Raw genomic sequence first — 16,594 nt, forward strand, 5'->3', positions numbered from 1 at the left:
ATTCAAACAAGCGCGTGGCTTGATACGCTGAATGCTGTGCTTGTCTCCGAAACCCCGGTCACCTTGCCTGGCCCCCAAGGCCAAAGCAAGGACCATTCTAGCCCTTGAGTTACAACATGGGTCAAGCACAGGCCAGGACAAACTTATAGCGTCTGGCCCGGATAGGAAAATCGGTCCGCTGGATCAAACAGGGCTTTGATGCGGCTATCCACATCCTGAGCTTGCCAGGCCTGCTCCTGATTCGGCCAGGACCAATCTTGCGGGTCCGAGCCGCTTAAAACGGCATCATCCAGCACCAGCCATTCCACCCAGGCCAAATCACCGCCGTGGCCCAGCATCAGATGAGCCAGATTGATGCCCTCGCCTTCAACCGGCTCCAGTGCATCCAGCCTATAGCGGCAAGGCCATTGTTCTTGTCTCAAGGCCTGGGTTTCGGATTCGCCCATCAATTGGAACAGGGCCGGAATCAACTGCTGCATGCGCAGGCTATCAAGCGGGTTGCGGTTTTCCTGACCAAAGGGCCCCAAAGCTGCCTGCGTGTTGTCAGCCAGAATGACCGAGCAATGCAACACGCCCGACAAGGCAGTGCGACCTGTGGGCCAATCATGCTGGCGTCGATCCGCCAGCCAGGCGGCCACGGTCATCCCGGCAGGCGCATTGGCCAGTCCTTGAAAACCTTTGGCTTCCATTTCACCCAGCAGGCAGCCAGGCTGAACAAACCAGCGATTGGAGTTGGGCTCCAGACGATCGCAGCGGGCCATCTGTCGGCCCGGTGCCAGAACAATCAAGGGACCATCGGTTTCACTGGCCTGCGGCACACCTTCCAGACACACCGTCACACCGTACTCGGCGGCCAGCGTCAACACCATATGGACATCCGCGCTGGAGGCAGGCTCCAGACGAGCCTGCTCGTGATCCGGTTCCGCACTGAGTTCTGACCACTCACCTTGAACCCGAGCTTTCAGACGTGAACAAAATGTCTGCCACGCTGTTTGGGGAGGACGACGCCCCATCAAAAATGCACGCCGCGACGAAGAAACCATAGACTTTTCCTGCAACAAACCTAAACTTGAGTCTCACTGGCCCGACGGTTTGTACCCCTACAGGGCACACGCACATGCCACAGCCACCTGACGCCCTTTTGAGCAAGGTCCTACAATACACTTTTTACCCGAGATTTGCCGTATGTCCCGCCTCGCCAGTCGTACCGAACATGTTCTTCCTTTTCATGCTGTTGAACTCTTCAAACAGGCTAATGCCCTGAAGGCCACGGGCCGCGACATTATCAGCCTGGGCATAGGCGAACCGGACTTCACCGCCCCGCAAGCCGTGGTCGATGCGCTGCATCAGGCCAGTAATCAAGGCTTGAGTCAGTACACCGCCCCTGCCGGTCTGACGGCTTTACGTGAACGTATCGCCCTGTATTACGAGCAGCAGTTCCAGGCCCGTGTCGACCCTTCGCGTATTGTGGTCACGGCCGGCGCATCCGGTGCCCTGTCTCTGGCTACGCTGGCTCTGATCAATCCTGGTGACGAAGTGCTGATGCCCGATCCGTCCTACCCGGCCAACCAGAACTTCATCATGGCAGCCGGTGGTACGGCCCGCCTGATCCCGGCCTCGGCGGAGGAACGCTTTCAGCTAAGTGCCCAGCATATTCGCGAGCACTGGGGTCCCAAGACCCGCGGCGTTCTGATTGCGTCGCCAAACAATCCCACCGGCGCAACGATTTCCCGCCCTGCCCTGCAAGAACTGATCAAGGAAGTGCGCGCCCGTGATGGCTTCATCATCATGGACGAGATTTATCTGGGTCTGTTTTATGAAGAAGCACCGCTCAGCGCCCTGACCCTGGATCAGGACATTATTGTTATCAATAGCTTTTCCAAGTACTTCCACATGACGGGCTGGCGTCTGGGCTGGTTGATCCTGCCCACCTGGATGACAGAAGCCTGCGAGCGCATGGCTGCCAGTCTGGCAATTTGCGCTCCCTCCCTGGCCCAACATGCCGCCCTGGCCTGCTTCGAGCCTGAAACCATGGCGATTTATGAAGAGCGTCGGCTGGCCTTCAAACAGCGTCGTGATTATCTGCTGCCCGAGCTGGAGCGTCTGGGCCTGCGCGTACCCGTGCGCCCGGATGGCGCTTTCTATATTTATACGGATATTCGTGAGTACAGTCAGGACAGCGATGCCTTCTCGCAGCAACTGCTGCACGAGGCCGGAGTGGCCGCTGTGCCGGGCCGGGACTTTGGTACGGCCCACGCGCCTTACACCTTGCGCCTGTCCTACGCCACTGGCATGGACCGCTTGCAAGAAGCGATCAGTCGTCTGGGACAATTTCTGGGCCGCTAAACCCGGCATCGTTTCAGTCTGCCGGGCAATGCAGCCCGACTCCAGTAAAGTATTTCGGGCCGCAAGGCCCGATTTCTTTTTCCATTCAGACCACTTAGCGTGCCCGGATCGGAATGCCCGAGGCCAAGGCAATACGGCGACGTTCAGCCAGCACCTTCGCGCCATAGCCGCCATCGCTAGGCCCGGTTGCGCCCACATAACAGGCCAGGCCGCCTTCAATAGACCCACGGCGACGGATACAGTCCGACAGAATCTGCGCACCCACCCGAATATTTGCCTCGGGGCTCAGCACGGCCAACGTCCCTTCCATATAGATATCGAACTTCTCTTTATGGACTTTGGTCATCACCTGCATCAGGCCCTGCGCACCTACATGACTTTCCGCATAGGGGTTGTAGCGTGACTCAATGGCGATCACCGCCAGAATCAGTTGGGGGTCCAGATTCTTTTCCTTGCCCACAATAAAAGCGGTGTGGATCAAGGCCCCTGCCACCGAATAGGCAATCTTGTACTTGCGCGCCAAATAGCTGCGCAAGGCCTGCTGCTGAGCCGCCGTGACGCCCGCAATGGGCTGCCCGGTGACCGAAGCACGCAGGTTCTTCATAAAGCCCTGATAAGTAGAGACAGCTTGCTGCTGTTCTGTCTGGCTCAAGTCCTCGCCCTCTTCGGACAGGTTGGACTGTATCTTGTCCGCTGGCCAGACCGCCTGGCTGTACGCATCGTATTTCACCGCCTCGGGGCGCAGGGTTTGCACGAGACCGGTATAAAGCTGGTTAAACTGAGCGCGCATCGACGGCACAACCACACAGGCTGCAATCGTCACCAGTACGGCAATGCCCAGGTACATGGCACACACGTGCACAAACTCACCGATGCGATACGTCAGGGTGCGGGCCGAGCGACTAAGTACATAGTCCATATCTTGGAAGCCCATGGGATCATCCTTAGTATTGCTAACTGCCCGATGTTAACCTTAGAACCTGTTCAAGGTCTTAACCAAAAATATCTGCAAGCGGAGCCCCGTTCTTCTGTGAAATACCGTGACTTGAGAGACTTTATTGCCCAGCTGGAAGCCAAGGGCGATCTGAAGCGGATTACGCAGCCAGTTTCCACCTCGCTGGAAATGACTGAAATCAGTGACCGGGTACTGCGTGCCGGTGGACCGGCGCTTTTGTTTGAAAACGCCCAGCATCAAGGCTCCAAAGCCGCCATGCCTGTCCTGGCCAATTTGTTCGGCACGCCGCAACGCGTCGCCTGGGGCATGGGTGCACAGGATGTGTCGGCATTACGCGACACTGGCGAGCTGCTGGCCAATCTGAAAGAGCCGCAAGCCCCCACCGGGATGCGTGATGCGCTGTCCAAAGTGTCCATGCTCAAGTCCGCCCTGTGGGATATGAGCCCCAAGAATGTCCGCTCTCCCGCGTGTCAGGAAGTAGTGCTGGAAGGCAAGGACGTGGACCTGAACCAGATCCCCTTGCAGCTGTGCTGGCCCGGCGACGTGGCCCCCTTGCTGACCTGGGGCTTGGTGATTACCAAAGGCCCTCATGCCAAGCGTCAGAACCTGGGTATTTACCGTCAGCAACTGATTGGCCGTAACAAGCTCATCATGCGCTGGTTGTCCCACCGTGGCGGTGCCTTGGACTTCCGCGATCATGCACTGACCAACCCCGGCAAACCTTTCCCGATTGCCGTTGCCCTGGGCACCGACCCCGCCACCATTCTGGGTGCGGTCACCCCCGTGCCCGATAGTCTGTCCGAATACCAGTTTGCCGGTTTGCTGCGCGGCTCGCGCACCGAAGTGGCCAAAGCCCTGGGTAGCGACTTGTCTGTCCCCGCCTGGGCCGAGATTGTGCTGGAAGGCCATATCCTGCCCAGCAATCACCCGGATGCCCTGGCCCCCGAGGTGCCTGAAGGGATGAAGCCGCCCGCAGACAGCAGCTACGAAATGGCACTGGAAGGCCCTTACGGCGACCACACCGGCTACTACAACGAGCAGGACTGGTTCCCGGTCTTTACTGTCGAGCGCATCACCATGCGCCGCAACCCGATTTACCACAGCACCTACACCGGCAAGCCGCCCGATGAGCCTGCCGTTCTGGGCGTTGCGCTGAACGAAGTCTTTGTGCCCCTGCTGCGCAAGCAATTGCCTGAAATTGTGGACTTCTACCTACCACCCGAGGGCTGCAGCTACCGCTTGGCCGTGGTGTCGATTCGCAAGCAATACGCAGGCCATGCCAAGCGCGTGATGTTTGGTGTCTGGAGCATCTTGCGCCAGTTCATGTACACCAAGTTCATCGTGGTGGTGGACGAGGATGTGAACACGCGCGACTGGAAAGAAGTGATCTGGGCCATGACCACCCGTATGGACCCGGTGCGCGATACCGTGCTGGTGGAAAACACACCTATCGACTATCTGGACTTTGCCTCGCCCGTTTCGGGACTGGGCGGCAAGATGGGCATGGATGCCACCAATAAATGGCCCGGAGAAACCCAGCGCGAATGGGGTACCCCTATCCAGATGGATGAGTCCACCAAGAAAAAAGTGGACGATATGTGGAGTTCGCTGGGGCTGTAAGCCAGAACGCGCCTTCATATGGCAGGTTCCAAAAACAAACAAAGACCATCACCGCAACGGTGCATGGTCTTTGTTTTATTCTGCTCTTCAATGCGGGCCAGTCAACGCTACGCCCAAGGCCAGTATCAGGTCGGCGAGGCCAAAGGCTCCACCAGTTCAATCAGGTACTCATCCGGGTCAAACACAAAGGCAATCGTGCGTTTACCGTGATTCATCTGTTTAGGTGGTGTCTTGATCCTGACGCCCTGCTCCTCCAGATAACGCACCGCCTGATGCACATCCTGGACCATCAAGGCCAGATGACCAAAAGCCCCACCCTTCTCATACGGCTCTTTTTGATCCCAGTTCCAGGTCAGCTCCAGACTGGACTGTGTGCTCTGGTCAAAGCTGAGAAACACATTGGTAAAGCGGCCGGACTCATAGTCTGTGTGGCGCACCACATGCATACCCAGAATATCGCGGTAGAACGCCAGGGACCGCTCCAGATCCAGGACACGCAACATGACATGATCAAGGCCAAACTGTATTTGGGAAGTGCTCATAGCAAGGGGCAGAGGATTGAAAATTGCAATGTAGCAAAACCGCCCTCCTTGCATCATGACCGCTCATCAAGGGTCCATGAGAAATACTCAAGCCTTACGCACTGGCTGCCATCAACTCCGACGAGATGGTCTGGATGAATAAAGGCACACAGGGATTGGCATTGCTTTCCTGCCACATGATGTTGATGAAGGACTGCGGATGCTGGCCCGACAAGTCCAGATCAATCGCCACCAGATCACGGTGCACGTACTTGCGCAAGGACTGCGACAAAACGGCAATGCCGATATTGGCCGCCACCATGCTCATGATGCCGGTAATGGTGCTGGCTTCCTGTACGGAATTGGGATGAAAACCGGCATGTCGACACAGGGAATAGAAATAGCGCCGCCAGACCTGCCAATGCGTCTTGCTGCCCACCACAAAACGCTCATTGGCCAGTTCCACCAAGGGGATGGATTTTTCTTTTGCCAAAGGGTGATCGCTCTGCAAAAGAACGATGGGATCATCACGACATACCGGCTTCCACAGCACGCCCAGTTCCTCGGGGTCATCAGAGAAAGCAAAGCCAAAGCCCAGATCCAGACTGCCCTGCTGCAAGCCCTGTATTTGCTGTTGCGTGGGCATATATAACAAATCGGTTGTGATGTTCGAATACTGCTGCTTGAAGTGCTCCAGCGTTCTGGGCAGCACGTCCTGCACCGCATAGTCGTTATAGGCAATGATCAGGTGTCCGATATCGCCAAACTTGGCTTTCTGAGCCAGCTCAATACCGCGCTCCAGATGCACAAAAACCTGTTCGATTTCCTGCAGCAATAAAAAACCTGCCGCTGTGAGCTTGACCTGGCGGGTGCTGCGTTCAAACAGGTCCACCTGCAAATCATCTTCCAGCTTTTTGATGATGCGCGTCAGGCCCGGTTGCGTGATGTGCAGCAGCTCCGCCGCCTTCTTGAAATGCAACTGTTCGGCCACCGTTTTAAAGGCGCGCAGGTGATGCAAATCCAGGCGTGCGGGAATCATGGTTTCGCTCATATTTTAGATTGATAACATCGCGATCAATAATAGTGCGCGAATAGTGAATGGACAAGCAATTTGCAGAGGATTAGCTTATCTAGCACGCGCTGGATGGCGCTTTGCAAGCATGCCAGGACCGGATGCCCAGCCCCACGGAAAGGAGGAACTCATCCTGTTGCAGCCGATGCTCTAGCCGAGCTTTCAACCAATACCAAGAAAAGATAGACACATAGAAATAATAAAAAAACCAGCTACCCCCACAGGGTTGATTTCAAAAAACAGATAGTCCCAATACTTGAGGAGACATAAGTATGCAAAGGGAAAGCACCGTGGCCGAATCGGAACATACCGATACGGGTCACATCAAGAAAGTAATGATGGGTTCAGCGGCCGGTACGATCGTTGAATGGTTTGACTTTGCCTTGTTCGGCTATATGGCCGTCTACATCGCACAAAACTTCTTCCCCTCGGAAGACAAGATGGCGGGCCTGCTGGCCACCTTTGCCGTATTTCTGGTGTCCTTTATTGTTCGCCCCCTGGGCGGCATCTACTTTGGCAGGCTGGGCGACCGCATTGGCCGCAAGAAGATTCTGGCCCTGACCGTCTTGCTGATGTCCGGGTCCACCGCCGCCATCGGTCTGATTCCAACCTATGAAAGCATTGGCATCTGGGCTCCGGTTCTGCTGATCATCATCCGCTGTATTCAGGGGCTGTCGGCCGGTGGCGAATATACGGGCGCCACCATCTACACCGTTGAACACAGCCCCATGAACAAACGCAACTCCTACGCCTGGGCCATGTCCGGTGCCACCTACTTTGCGTTTGCACTGGCAGCCGGGATCAGCGCTGGCCTGGCCGCCATTGTCGGCACCGAGGCCATGGGTGATTGGGGCTGGCGCACCATCTTCCTGCTGGCCATTCCCATGGGCATTGTGGCCTTCTTCATTCGGGATCATCTGGCCGAATCGCCCGAGTTCCAGCAGATGCGTGCGGAGAAAAAAGGTCAGCTCAGCTACAGCGCGTCCCAGGTCTTCAAGGCAGAGGGTTCCAATATTGTGAAGTTGGGCGGCTTTATCGTGCTGTACGCCCTGTCCTTCTACATTTTCTCCACCTACATGAACACCTTCCTGCGCACGGTCATTGGCTTGTCCTCCGTCCAGTCCCTGACTGCGAACATGGTTGCCCTGCTGTTTGTCACCGCCCTGACCCCGCTTGCCGGTGTGATCTCGGACCGGGTGGGCCGCCGTCGCATGATGCAATTTGCCGCTGTCTGGCATGCGCTGTTCACCATTCCGGCCTATATGATCGTCAGCAAGGGAGCTTCGTTGGAGGCCGCCATTTTCGGCATGCTGATTATCGGTATTGGTCAGGTGGCAGCCAGCGTAGTGGCCGTCACCCTGCTCTCGGAGATGTTCCCGACCGACATGCGCTATACCGCTTCGAGCATGTGCTACAACATCACCTTCGCAATTTTTGGTGGCACCGCACCTTACCTGGCTATCTGGCTGACGGCGCAAACAGGCAGCTATCTGGCTCCCGCGTTTTACGTCACGGTGGTCGCGGTTCTGTGCTTTTTCTGGGTAACTGTGCTGATGCCCGAAACCGCCAACAAGCCTTTGCGCCGCTACCACACCGAGCCGGCTCATGATGCCAAACCGGCCGTCAGCATGGGCAAGGCAGGCGCCAGTTAAGCCTTCTTTATTCCCGCTGGTTTTCCGCAATCAACAGCCCTGTTTTACAGGGCTGTTTTTTTATGGAAAAAGAGCATTGATTTACATTAAAAGCAATTCACATAAAGCTGATTCTGCCCATACAGAAACAGTATTCCCATACCGGCTTCTATAGAATAGCCTTCTATAGCCCGCGTCAAATATAGACTCACCTCCTGCCTTAAGCAGACTGAAGAATGCGCTTGCACTGCCCAAGGGATTTGCACCATGACCACCATCAGCCTTACCGACGTAACCGTAAGCAGCGACGCCGCCTCGCATGCCCAAGGGTGGCTGACGGTTCAATTCAGTAATGGCTACCGCATCCAGGCCTCCTGCCCCGAGAGTAATGACAACTGGGCTCAGGGAACCCGGCAGTTGTGCAAGCCAGTACATCGCGACGGTCTGGCTCCCACGCAGGTGGACGAGCTGCTGATGCAAGCGGCTGACGATGGCAGCTATGTCGTCTTGCAGGCCACTTTACCCAAGACCTCCATTCCCATGACTTACGCCCGGCCCGCTGACGAGCACGTTTATATGGAGCTGTCCCATAAACAGCAAAGCGTTTTCAGCGCAGATTTTCTGGCCATTGCCGCGATTATTTTCGGGGCCTTGTATGGTTTGAAATGGCTCTTTGAAAAGTACCTGCTGCCCAAACTATAAAAACGCAGCCCAAAAAAAACGTCCTGTAAAAACAGGACGCTTAAAAGAAAAAAGAAAACTACACCGCCAGAACTGAGCTGCTGTTTAAAAAGCGCTGCTGCAACTGACGCGCCTGTAAAAGCAAAACATCATCCTGGTGCGGCTTTCCAATCAACTGCAAACCCATAGGCAATTTCTGGAAATACCCCAAAGGCAGGGACACCACCGGCAAACCCAGCAACTGCCAGGCACGACTCATGAAGGGCGCCCCTGTTCCTTCGGTTTTATAAGGCGCAACACCGGCTGCCGCAGGTGCCAGAATGAAATCCGCCCCACTATCTGCAAACCACTGCAGCATTGCCTGTTTGAGCGTGTCCGCTCTTTGCAAGGCAGCGATGTACTCCTTGTAGGGAAAAGCCAGACCCGTGCTCATCAAGGACTGCATATGGGCGCTCAAGGTTTCATGCTGCTGTTGCTCGTACACCAGATTCCGGGCCACTTCATAAGCCATGATCTGAGCATGCAAGGCCGTCAATTCAACAACGGCGTCCTGCAAGGGAAAATCCACCAGCGTATGCCCCTGTTCCGACAAATCCTGCTGGCATGCCTGCACGGTCTCCAGCATCTTGCCCTGAACTTCACCCAATGCCTGCCCAGAGAAAACACCGAACACACAAGCCGCCTGCGCTCCCGGCGTGCTCAGAGTCAAGGGTTTGTGCAGCAGAATATTGCGCAGCAAGAGCGTGTCGAGCACGTCATTGCTGAGTATGCCCAGGGAGTCCAGAGACTGAGCCAGCGGCTGAATATTGCGCAAGGAAAACTCGTTCTTGCTACCTACATAGCCAATGCAGCCACAGTAGGACGCTGGCCGTATGACCGATGCCGCCGTCTGTGTACCAAAGGCAACCGGCACCATGAAATCGGCCACGGCGGCGGCAGAGCCGCTGGAGGAACCGCCGGGGGTGCGTTCGGCATCATGCGGGTTATTCGTCTTGCCAGCCTGAAAGTAAGCAAACTCAGTTGTGACCGTCTTACCCATCAAAATGCCACCTGCCGCTTTCATCGCGGTAACGCAGGAGGCATCCATATCCGGAATCCGATCCTGATGAATAGCCGAGCCCATTGTGGTGGGAATACCAGCCGTATCAATGACGTCCTTGACCGCAAAGGGCAGGCCCATCAAGGGCGAGGCCTTGTAAAAATCACTGCGGCTTTCGTACTCGGCCAGATAGTCGTCCTGATCAATCAGATACTGCCAGGCACCAATCTTCTCATCGCGTATGGCAATGCGCTCATAAAAGGAGGCCACGATCTCCGGCAGACTGGCTTCGCCCGTATGCAGAGCATGCAGCAATTGATGCAAAGGCAGCTTAAACCACTGTCGTTTCATGCTGCCACTCCTTGAGAGCTTGCAATAAAGAGGCATCCACCGTCGCCACCCCACCACCAACACGGCCACGTTCTCCGGCACCGTCAATCATGCCCAGCAGCACCAACGGCCCGGTATTGTTGGCAATCACTTGCCCAAAATCGCTAATACCATTGCGCCCAGCCAGAAAGGGCAAGCGGGTTTTCAGGAACTTGTTTTGACGCGTCAGGTAGTCCGAGGGTAGAAAGGCGTGCAGGTTCCTGGCACTCATTCCCGCCAGATCCAGACACTGGCCACCCAGCCCTACAAAATCCACGACAGCACTATCGCCCAGGGCACCCAGTGCTTTTGCCTGCTCATTACCGGGCTCTTTATTGCCAGCAATAACAGGAGCGTCCGTAACCAGCCAAGTTGTGGAGCTGGCCAATTGCAAACCAAAGCGCAAGCCATTACCGCCAACTTTAACGATGGCATCCGCGCCATCAGCAGGAGCCTGATTTGCCAGAATCAAGGCGCTGGCGGCCATCCAGTAATTCAAGGCCCAAGCCATCGCACCATATAGAAAGCTTTGGCTGGCGTCGTCATTAATGCCCCAGGAGACAATAATGTCGGCCAACTGCCGGGAGCCATGCATGGTACGAGCATGACCGTCATCACTATTCAACAAGGAGGCCTGAACGATGGGAGCCAGATCTACCGGTCCCTGAAACTGTGCAGCCAGCCGCGCACCCAAATCCTGATGCAGCCAACGCAGATGCGGCACCATTTCATCGGCAAAAATACCCAGGCGGGTACACCATTGCATGCCTTCATTCAGCACCGAGTACTTCTTGTTTTCGGGCTGATTACTGTCGCTGACCTCAATCAAATACATGGACGGCGTGACCACTCCGGCCAATGGCACCACCACGCCGTAATCCTGCGCGGGCGCCAGTTGCACGCCCCCTGCGTCCAGCAAGGCTTGCGCCTCTTGTTTGCTAGCTGCCCAGCCCTCATACAAAATGCCGATCAAAACCGAATTTCGGATTGCGGCAGGCAGCTCCTGTGCATCCCGAAACGGTGGCCCGGCATGCAGGACCAGACGGCCTTGCGAGGGCAAAATGGATTGCAGAGGCCGGACCCCTGTCCAGGCTGGCATCACGGCCTGCGTCTCTACATGCTGAGCCATATCGTCTCCTTACGCCACGCGCACCCAGGTTTCGCTGTTCGCCAGGCTGGCGGACTGCGCACGCGAGCCGTTAAAGTCCCGCTCTATGGTGTTGCCCGGCAAGGCCGTGCCATTGATCAGCACCCTGGCTTGCTGCGCCGGATGGAACACGCACATCATTTCGTGCTTCTGGGTTTGGGTCTGGCTTTGCGGCAGGTCCACACAAATCGCTGGCTGCGTCATGTGATGCCATTGCAATTCCACCGTCAGACCTGCACTGGCGGAGGTGACAGATTCGCTGACCAGATCAGGGAAACGGTTCACTGTCTGGAAAACGCCGTCACTCAAGACCTGCAACTTGTCCAGCGCCACCGCCTTGCGAAACAGGCCAAAATGGCGCACGAAGTCCCGTACCAGATACTCGGCCAAGGGCTTGTTATCCGTGATCAGCAAACGCGCGTCGCTGTCCTGCCCGTCTTCGTAAGGCTTGTCCAACACCAGGATGGCCTGGCCGCTGCCATACGCCGAGCTGGCGATGCGAAAGTACAGGGACAAGGACGACCAGTCCTGTTCAGGGTCGGTCTTCAAGTAAATAAAAGGGTTGTCACCCGTCCAATCCAAGGTGCCGGTTTTAATTCCCGTCATGCTCAAGTCTCCGTGTTCAATGTAGTCGTCATGGGAGCCTGGACGTTTCACGCCAGGTCTTTTTCCACCGCGTATTCCTGACGCAGTTGCTGGAAGTCCGTGCTTGGTTGCCAGCCCAGAATTTCCTTGGCCGCATGGCTGCTGAAAATGGAGGCACGAGGATTGTTCTGATACCAGCGTGGGTTCTTGATTTCAGGCACAGGGCCAATAATCTGCTGATACCAGTCTGTGGTTGCCAAGGGGTGGGAGCTATCGTCTGCGCTAATGAAAAACACGCCGTAGCGCAAACCTTGCAGATTCACGGCGGCCTCAAAAGCACGCGCCAGATCTGCAGCCCAGATGTAATAGAACAGCCAGTTACGCTGCGGGCTATCGACAAACTGGATGTACTCGGCAATGGTTTCCGGCAGCACCACGGCCAGCGGACGCAGGCAGATCACCTCCATATCGCTGGCATCGCTAAAGCTTTTTGCCATTTGCTCCATGACGATCTTGCTGACACTGTAGGCCTGATAAGGCTTGTTTTCATGGGCCTCGTCCACAGGCAGATACTGGGGTTTCCAATCGGCTCGCATCTCCGACAGACCGCAGGCTGAAATACTGGAACACAGCACCACTTTCTTGACGCCGTTTTCGCGACAGGCTTGCAGCACATGCCAGGTGCCACGCACATTAACGTTGATGTACTGCTCTTCAGCGGCCTTCCAGTCAAAATCAATTGCCGCCAGGTGAATCACGGCATCGGCATCTTTGGTGGCCGCACGCACGGCCTCCAGATCCATCACATCCGTTTGAATAAAAGAAACCTGATGCTGGCTGGGTTTCAGATCCGCCACGACCACATCCATGGTCTGCATCAATTGCTGTACAACGTACGAGCCCACACGGCCCGAGCCGCCTGTAACCACCACTTTTTTCATGGTGTTTCTCCTGTTTATTGTTATAGATCCAAAACCAGTTCGGCCGACAAGGCGCGCGAAACGCAGATCATCATGGTTTCATTCAGCTGCCGTTCTTCTGGCGACAGCACAAAATCTCGATGCTCCGGCAAGCCGGAAATGACCACGGTTTCGCAGGTGCCGCAGGTGCCGTTCTGGCATGAGCACTTGACCCGTATGCCCTCCCGTTTCAAGGCGGCCAGAATCGTTTCATCCCCCGCTACCGCGATGCTTTTGCCCGACTTCTGCAAGGTCACGGTAAAGCCCTTGCCTTGCAGCATGGCCGGGTCGGTCTCTACCGAGAAGCGTTCCAGCACCAGTTGCCAGCCAATATCGGCCTGTTCCTGTTGATAGTTTTCCAAGGCGGTCAGCAAAGGCTGCGGACCGCAGGAATAGACGACGGTCTGCGCATCCAGCGCTTGCAATGCACCTTGCAGATCAAACAGCCCGTCCTGATTGGAGGCATGCGTGGTGATACGCGCAGCATCCACTTGTTGCAGCTCTTGCAGAAAAATAAAATCCGCTGCGTTTCTTGCCAGATACAGCAAGTGCCAGTCCAGGCCGGCTGCCGCAGCGGCCTGGACCATGGGCACGATAGGCGTGATGCCTATGCCCCCGGCCACAAAAAAGCACTTCTTGTTTGCAGCAAAGGGAAAGTGATTTTTCGGCACGCTGACAGCCAGCGCATCACCTTCCTGCAACACCTCATGGATATACGCAGAGCCGCCCCGCCCGGCTTCTTCTTTCAGAACGGCAATTTGCCATTCACGGGTATTGGCCTGCTGGCCACACAAGGAATATTGACGGTAAAGCGGCTCGGTCTTTGACACCGCCAGCTCCAGCTCAATATGCGCACCCGGCTCCCAGACAGGGAACGCGTCCCCGTTTTGCAAACCCAGGGTCAGGCCTACGACTCGCTCTGACAGCCTGGTTTTCTTCAACACGCGTGTTTGCAAAGTTTGCTGCATGATGCTGCTCCTGCTCCCTTAGGCAATCGCTCGGATCGGCAATACCCGGCTTTGCTCGTCCACACGGCGCTCTTCGGCGCGGTACAGATCAATCAGCCAGTTTTGCAAACGCTTGATGACCAGCTCTTCATTGGTCAGACGGCCACGGGAAGCAAAGTTGGATTGCATGCCCTGATGCGAACGACGCCAGGCAAACAGGTCCTCGATCATCACGGGGTACAGATCATCGTGTTCCTGATCGAACTTCTCTTTGTGGTCCTCGCGCTCCAACGTTTCCTGCGGGTACATCCAGGACACGCCATAGGTGGACTGCTTGGCGCTTTTGGGCAGCCACATGAAGTACTTCACCTTGTCGGGCATGGCCACCAGCAAGAGGTTGGGCGCTACCGTCACGTAGGAAAGCTGAGTTCGCTCCTGGTCAGTCAAGCCCTTCATGGGCGGCTGCAAGATGGAGCCGGTATGCGTGGGGGCTGCGTCTTTGTGGGTGGAGATCAGGTTGTAGGAAACAATGCCGTTGGCCACGTCATTGAAGACTGCGGTTTCGTCCACACGATCCGGATTGGTTTCATACATGCCGCCCCAGGAGGAGGCGTGCAAAAAGCTGCAGTGATAGCACTCGTCATTGAAGATCTTCCAGTTCCAGTCGAAACTTTCCATCTTCAACGGTTCCGAGGACTTCAGCTCGGACATGCGGTAGTTCGCCAACTGCTTGCCCAGATTACCCAAGCGGGTGTGCAAGGCAGGAGCCATGGCGTCGTAGTTGATGAAGATAAAGCCTTCCCAAACCTCGGCGCGGATCTTGGGCAGACAAACACTCTTGGGGTCAAAGCTGGCACCGGTATCGGTCAGACCTGGGGCGGAAACCAGCTCGCCCTCCATGTTGTAGACCCAGGCGTGCAAGGGGCAGCTGATGCGGCGTACATTGCCTGCACCTTCCAGCAACAACATATTGCGGTGACGACAGACATTGGACAGTACATTGATGCCACCTTCACGAGTGCGGATGGCAAACAGCGCATCATTGCCTACATCGAAGGTGAAGAAGTCACCGGCGTTGGGGATGTCAGTGGCGCGGCCCACACAGAACCACTGCTTTTTCCAGACGGCATTCAGCTCAAACTGGAAAAACTCTTCCGAGGTAAAGCACTCGGGGGGCAAGGCGAAAACCTCGTCGGTTTCCTGCTGAAAGTAGCTGCGGTCAAATTCTTCAATCGCAATGGGCGAGCGTAGAGCGGTATTCATCTCAGTATCTCCTCTGGTTTGCATAAGCACCATGAATGGCTTTTATTAGGTCAGGCCAATCATGCGACAGGGAGCGACACTTGAAAATTGAGCAAATTTGACGGAACGATGAGTTTTTTTTGTTGCTGAATATGGATAACGAGAAAGCGGTAGGTCGCAAGCACTGCAAAGTGTGGAAATTCGCAGCGTCATGAAACCCGATTCATGGCTGCGTGTCAGGTATTTGGCAAGCAGGCATGAGCGGTGTGAGAACTATGCGAAGCTTGATATAGCCTCCAGTCACACGCATCAGATCGGGGTTCCACACCCTGATCGTTGAGAAGTGAGCAATGAACGACGTGCGATGAGCGATGAGCGATGAGCAATGAGCAATGAGCAATGAGCATCCAGCCTGGTTCAGAAAGGCCGACACATAAAAAAACCTGCATATTTGCAGGTTTTTTTAAAGACGCAGGGACAGCGACAAGATCAGCAAAGAGCGGAGAAAGCCCGGTCACCGAGCACAACACATAGAAGCCATCTAGCAGCTATCGCCTAGCGTATTGCAATCGACGCCACCCAATCCACAAACTCCTGCTCCTGTCGGCTAAGGTTTGCCTCCTTGGGGTAGGCCAGGAAATAGGCGTACTCTTCCAGGCACACATTGAACAGCTGGACGATTTCCTTCCTGTCGATCAAAGGCTTCAGCAAGGCCGGACAGCCCAGCATCACCCCTTGGCCATTCAAGACCGCATTCATGCGCACATTGGTGTCATCAATGTGAAAGCTCTTCTTGGCCGTCAGTTCCTGCCCCGCCGCCTTGCGCAACCACTGCTCCCAGCACAGCTGATTTTCTTCATGAATCAGCACATGTAGGTTCAGATCTTGCGGGGACATAATCTGGCCATGCGCCTGCAGGTAAGACGGCGCACAAACAGGCGTCAAATTGCCGGGGATGATACGCAAGGTTTGCAACTGCGGCCAATCGCCCTGCTTGCCCCAGACGATAGCAAAATTGATGTTGTCCCTGAAAAAATCCGGAGCCTGCAGCCTGTGCAGCAAGTTGATTTCAATGTCTGGATGCTTCAGCCAGAAGTCTCCCAACTGCCCGGTAAACCACATGCTGGACACAAAGGGCCGCAAGGATAGATTGATGCGGCTCTTGCCGTGCGGCATGCGCAATTCGCTCAAAGCCTGATTGATCTCGTAAAAAGGCCGTTGCAAACGGTCAAACAGAAACTGGCCCTGATCCGTCAGCTCCAGGGAACGGTTCTTGCGCAGAAACAGCTTGCAAGCCAAATACTCCTCCAGCACCTTGATCTGGTGGCTGACTGCCGAGGGAGAGACCAGCAGGTCTTCTGCCGCCTTGGTGAAGTTCAACCTTTGCGCCGACACCGTAAAGGTTCTTAAGGCATTCAGTAATGGCACCTGCATGACGGGCTATGTCTCCTGATGTGGGTAGCTTTGTTCTGGAATTATT

General features: G+C 55.7%; 15 protein-coding genes. 4 read left to right on the forward strand and 11 right to left on the reverse strand.

Annotation, left to right across the window (positions count from 1 at the left end):
* Nucleotides 1–143: 143 nt before the first annotated feature.
* A complete protein-coding gene (locus M2Q46_RS10405) occupies nucleotides 144–1,043 on the reverse strand; it encodes a hypothetical protein (protein ID WP_203145078.1) in 900 nt (299 codons plus the stop codon).
* 142 nt (nucleotides 1,044–1,185) lie between these two features.
* On the opposite strand from M2Q46_RS10405, the gene M2Q46_RS10410 reads away from it, so the two are divergent.
* A complete protein-coding gene (locus M2Q46_RS10410; RefSeq protein ID WP_088451084.1) occupies nucleotides 1,186–2,346 on the forward strand; it encodes a pyridoxal phosphate-dependent aminotransferase in 1,161 nt (386 codons plus the stop codon).
* A 94-nt stretch (nucleotides 2,347–2,440) separates the two neighbouring features.
* Here the strand turns inward: M2Q46_RS10410 and M2Q46_RS10415 are convergent, their stop codons facing one another.
* Nucleotides 2,441–3,280, reverse strand: a complete 840-nt coding sequence (locus tag M2Q46_RS10415; RefSeq protein ID WP_239055153.1) for a lytic transglycosylase domain-containing protein — start codon at nucleotides 3,278–3,280, stop codon at nucleotides 2,441–2,443.
* A 96-nt stretch (nucleotides 3,281–3,376) separates the two neighbouring features.
* Here M2Q46_RS10415 and M2Q46_RS10420 point away from each other — a divergent pair, with 96 nt between their 5' ends.
* Nucleotides 3,377–4,921 carry a UbiD family decarboxylase gene (locus M2Q46_RS10420; RefSeq protein WP_035271470.1) on the forward strand — a complete coding sequence of 515 codons (1,545 nt, stop codon included), beginning with the start codon at nucleotides 3,377–3,379 and terminating at the stop codon, nucleotides 4,919–4,921.
* Between the two features lie 125 nt (nucleotides 4,922–5,046).
* Here M2Q46_RS10420 and gloA read toward each other — a convergent pair whose 3' ends face one another.
* On the reverse strand, nucleotides 5,047–5,463 hold the full coding sequence (gene gloA / locus M2Q46_RS10425; RefSeq protein ID WP_266108129.1) for a lactoylglutathione lyase: 417 nt from the start codon (nucleotides 5,461–5,463) through the stop codon (nucleotides 5,047–5,049).
* A 94-nt stretch (nucleotides 5,464–5,557) separates the two neighbouring features.
* Nucleotides 5,558–6,481 carry a LysR family transcriptional regulator gene (locus tag M2Q46_RS10430; protein WP_230940579.1) on the reverse strand — a complete coding sequence of 308 codons (924 nt, stop codon included), beginning with the start codon at nucleotides 6,479–6,481 and terminating at the stop codon, nucleotides 5,558–5,560.
* Between the two features lie 305 nt (nucleotides 6,482–6,786).
* Here M2Q46_RS10430 and M2Q46_RS10435 point away from each other — a divergent pair, with 305 nt between their 5' ends.
* Both M2Q46_RS10435 and M2Q46_RS10440 read left to right on the forward strand, forming a co-directional pair.
* A complete protein-coding gene (locus M2Q46_RS10435) occupies nucleotides 6,787–8,166 on the forward strand; it encodes an MFS transporter (RefSeq protein ID WP_083054130.1) in 1,380 nt (459 codons plus the stop codon).
* Nucleotides 8,167–8,412: 246 nt separating this feature from the next.
* Nucleotides 8,413–8,847 carry a hypothetical protein gene (locus M2Q46_RS10440; protein ID WP_302357200.1) on the forward strand — a complete coding sequence of 145 codons (435 nt, stop codon included), beginning with the start codon at nucleotides 8,413–8,415 and terminating at the stop codon, nucleotides 8,845–8,847.
* Nucleotides 8,848–8,905: 58 nt separating this feature from the next.
* On the opposite strand, the gene M2Q46_RS10445 is transcribed toward M2Q46_RS10440, so the two are convergent.
* The 7 genes from M2Q46_RS10445 to M2Q46_RS10475 form a co-directional block, all read right to left on the reverse strand.
* Entirely contained in the window at nucleotides 8,906–10,216 is a 1,311-nt protein-coding gene (locus M2Q46_RS10445) for an amidase (RefSeq protein ID WP_302357201.1), read from the reverse strand.
* Nucleotides 10,197–11,363 (reverse strand): DUF1116 domain-containing protein, encoded by a 1,167-nt coding sequence (locus M2Q46_RS10450; protein ID WP_035271162.1) that lies wholly within the window; start codon nucleotides 11,361–11,363, stop codon nucleotides 10,197–10,199. The genes M2Q46_RS10445 and M2Q46_RS10450 overlap by 20 nt, the downstream gene beginning before the upstream one ends.
* A gap of 9 nt (nucleotides 11,364–11,372) precedes the next feature.
* Entirely contained in the window at nucleotides 11,373–11,987 is a 615-nt protein-coding gene (locus tag M2Q46_RS10455) for an NAD-dependent dehydratase (protein WP_115634331.1), read from the reverse strand.
* A 47-nt stretch (nucleotides 11,988–12,034) separates the two neighbouring features.
* Nucleotides 12,035–12,907: an NAD(P)-dependent oxidoreductase gene (locus M2Q46_RS10460; protein ID WP_035271165.1), complete on the reverse strand. Its 873-nt coding sequence runs from the start codon at nucleotides 12,905–12,907 to the stop codon at nucleotides 12,035–12,037.
* Between the two features lie 20 nt (nucleotides 12,908–12,927).
* Nucleotides 12,928–13,893: a PDR/VanB family oxidoreductase gene (locus tag M2Q46_RS10465; protein ID WP_088451094.1), complete on the reverse strand. Its 966-nt coding sequence runs from the start codon at nucleotides 13,891–13,893 to the stop codon at nucleotides 12,928–12,930.
* An 18-nt stretch (nucleotides 13,894–13,911) separates the two neighbouring features.
* The gene (locus tag M2Q46_RS10470) at nucleotides 13,912–15,135 is read right to left on the reverse strand and encodes an aromatic ring-hydroxylating dioxygenase subunit alpha (protein ID WP_137431417.1); all 1,224 of its coding nucleotides are present in this window, start codon (nucleotides 15,133–15,135) and stop codon (nucleotides 13,912–13,914) included.
* 534 nt (nucleotides 15,136–15,669) lie between these two features.
* Nucleotides 15,670–16,548, reverse strand: a complete 879-nt coding sequence (locus M2Q46_RS10475; RefSeq protein WP_302357202.1) for a LysR substrate-binding domain-containing protein — start codon at nucleotides 16,546–16,548, stop codon at nucleotides 15,670–15,672.
* Nucleotides 16,549–16,594 lie beyond the last annotated feature (46 nt).

This window comes from Alcaligenes sp. YSL9, assembly GCF_030515105.1.
Classification (GTDB): Bacteria; Pseudomonadota; Gammaproteobacteria; order Burkholderiales; family Burkholderiaceae_B; genus Alcaligenes; species Alcaligenes phenolicus.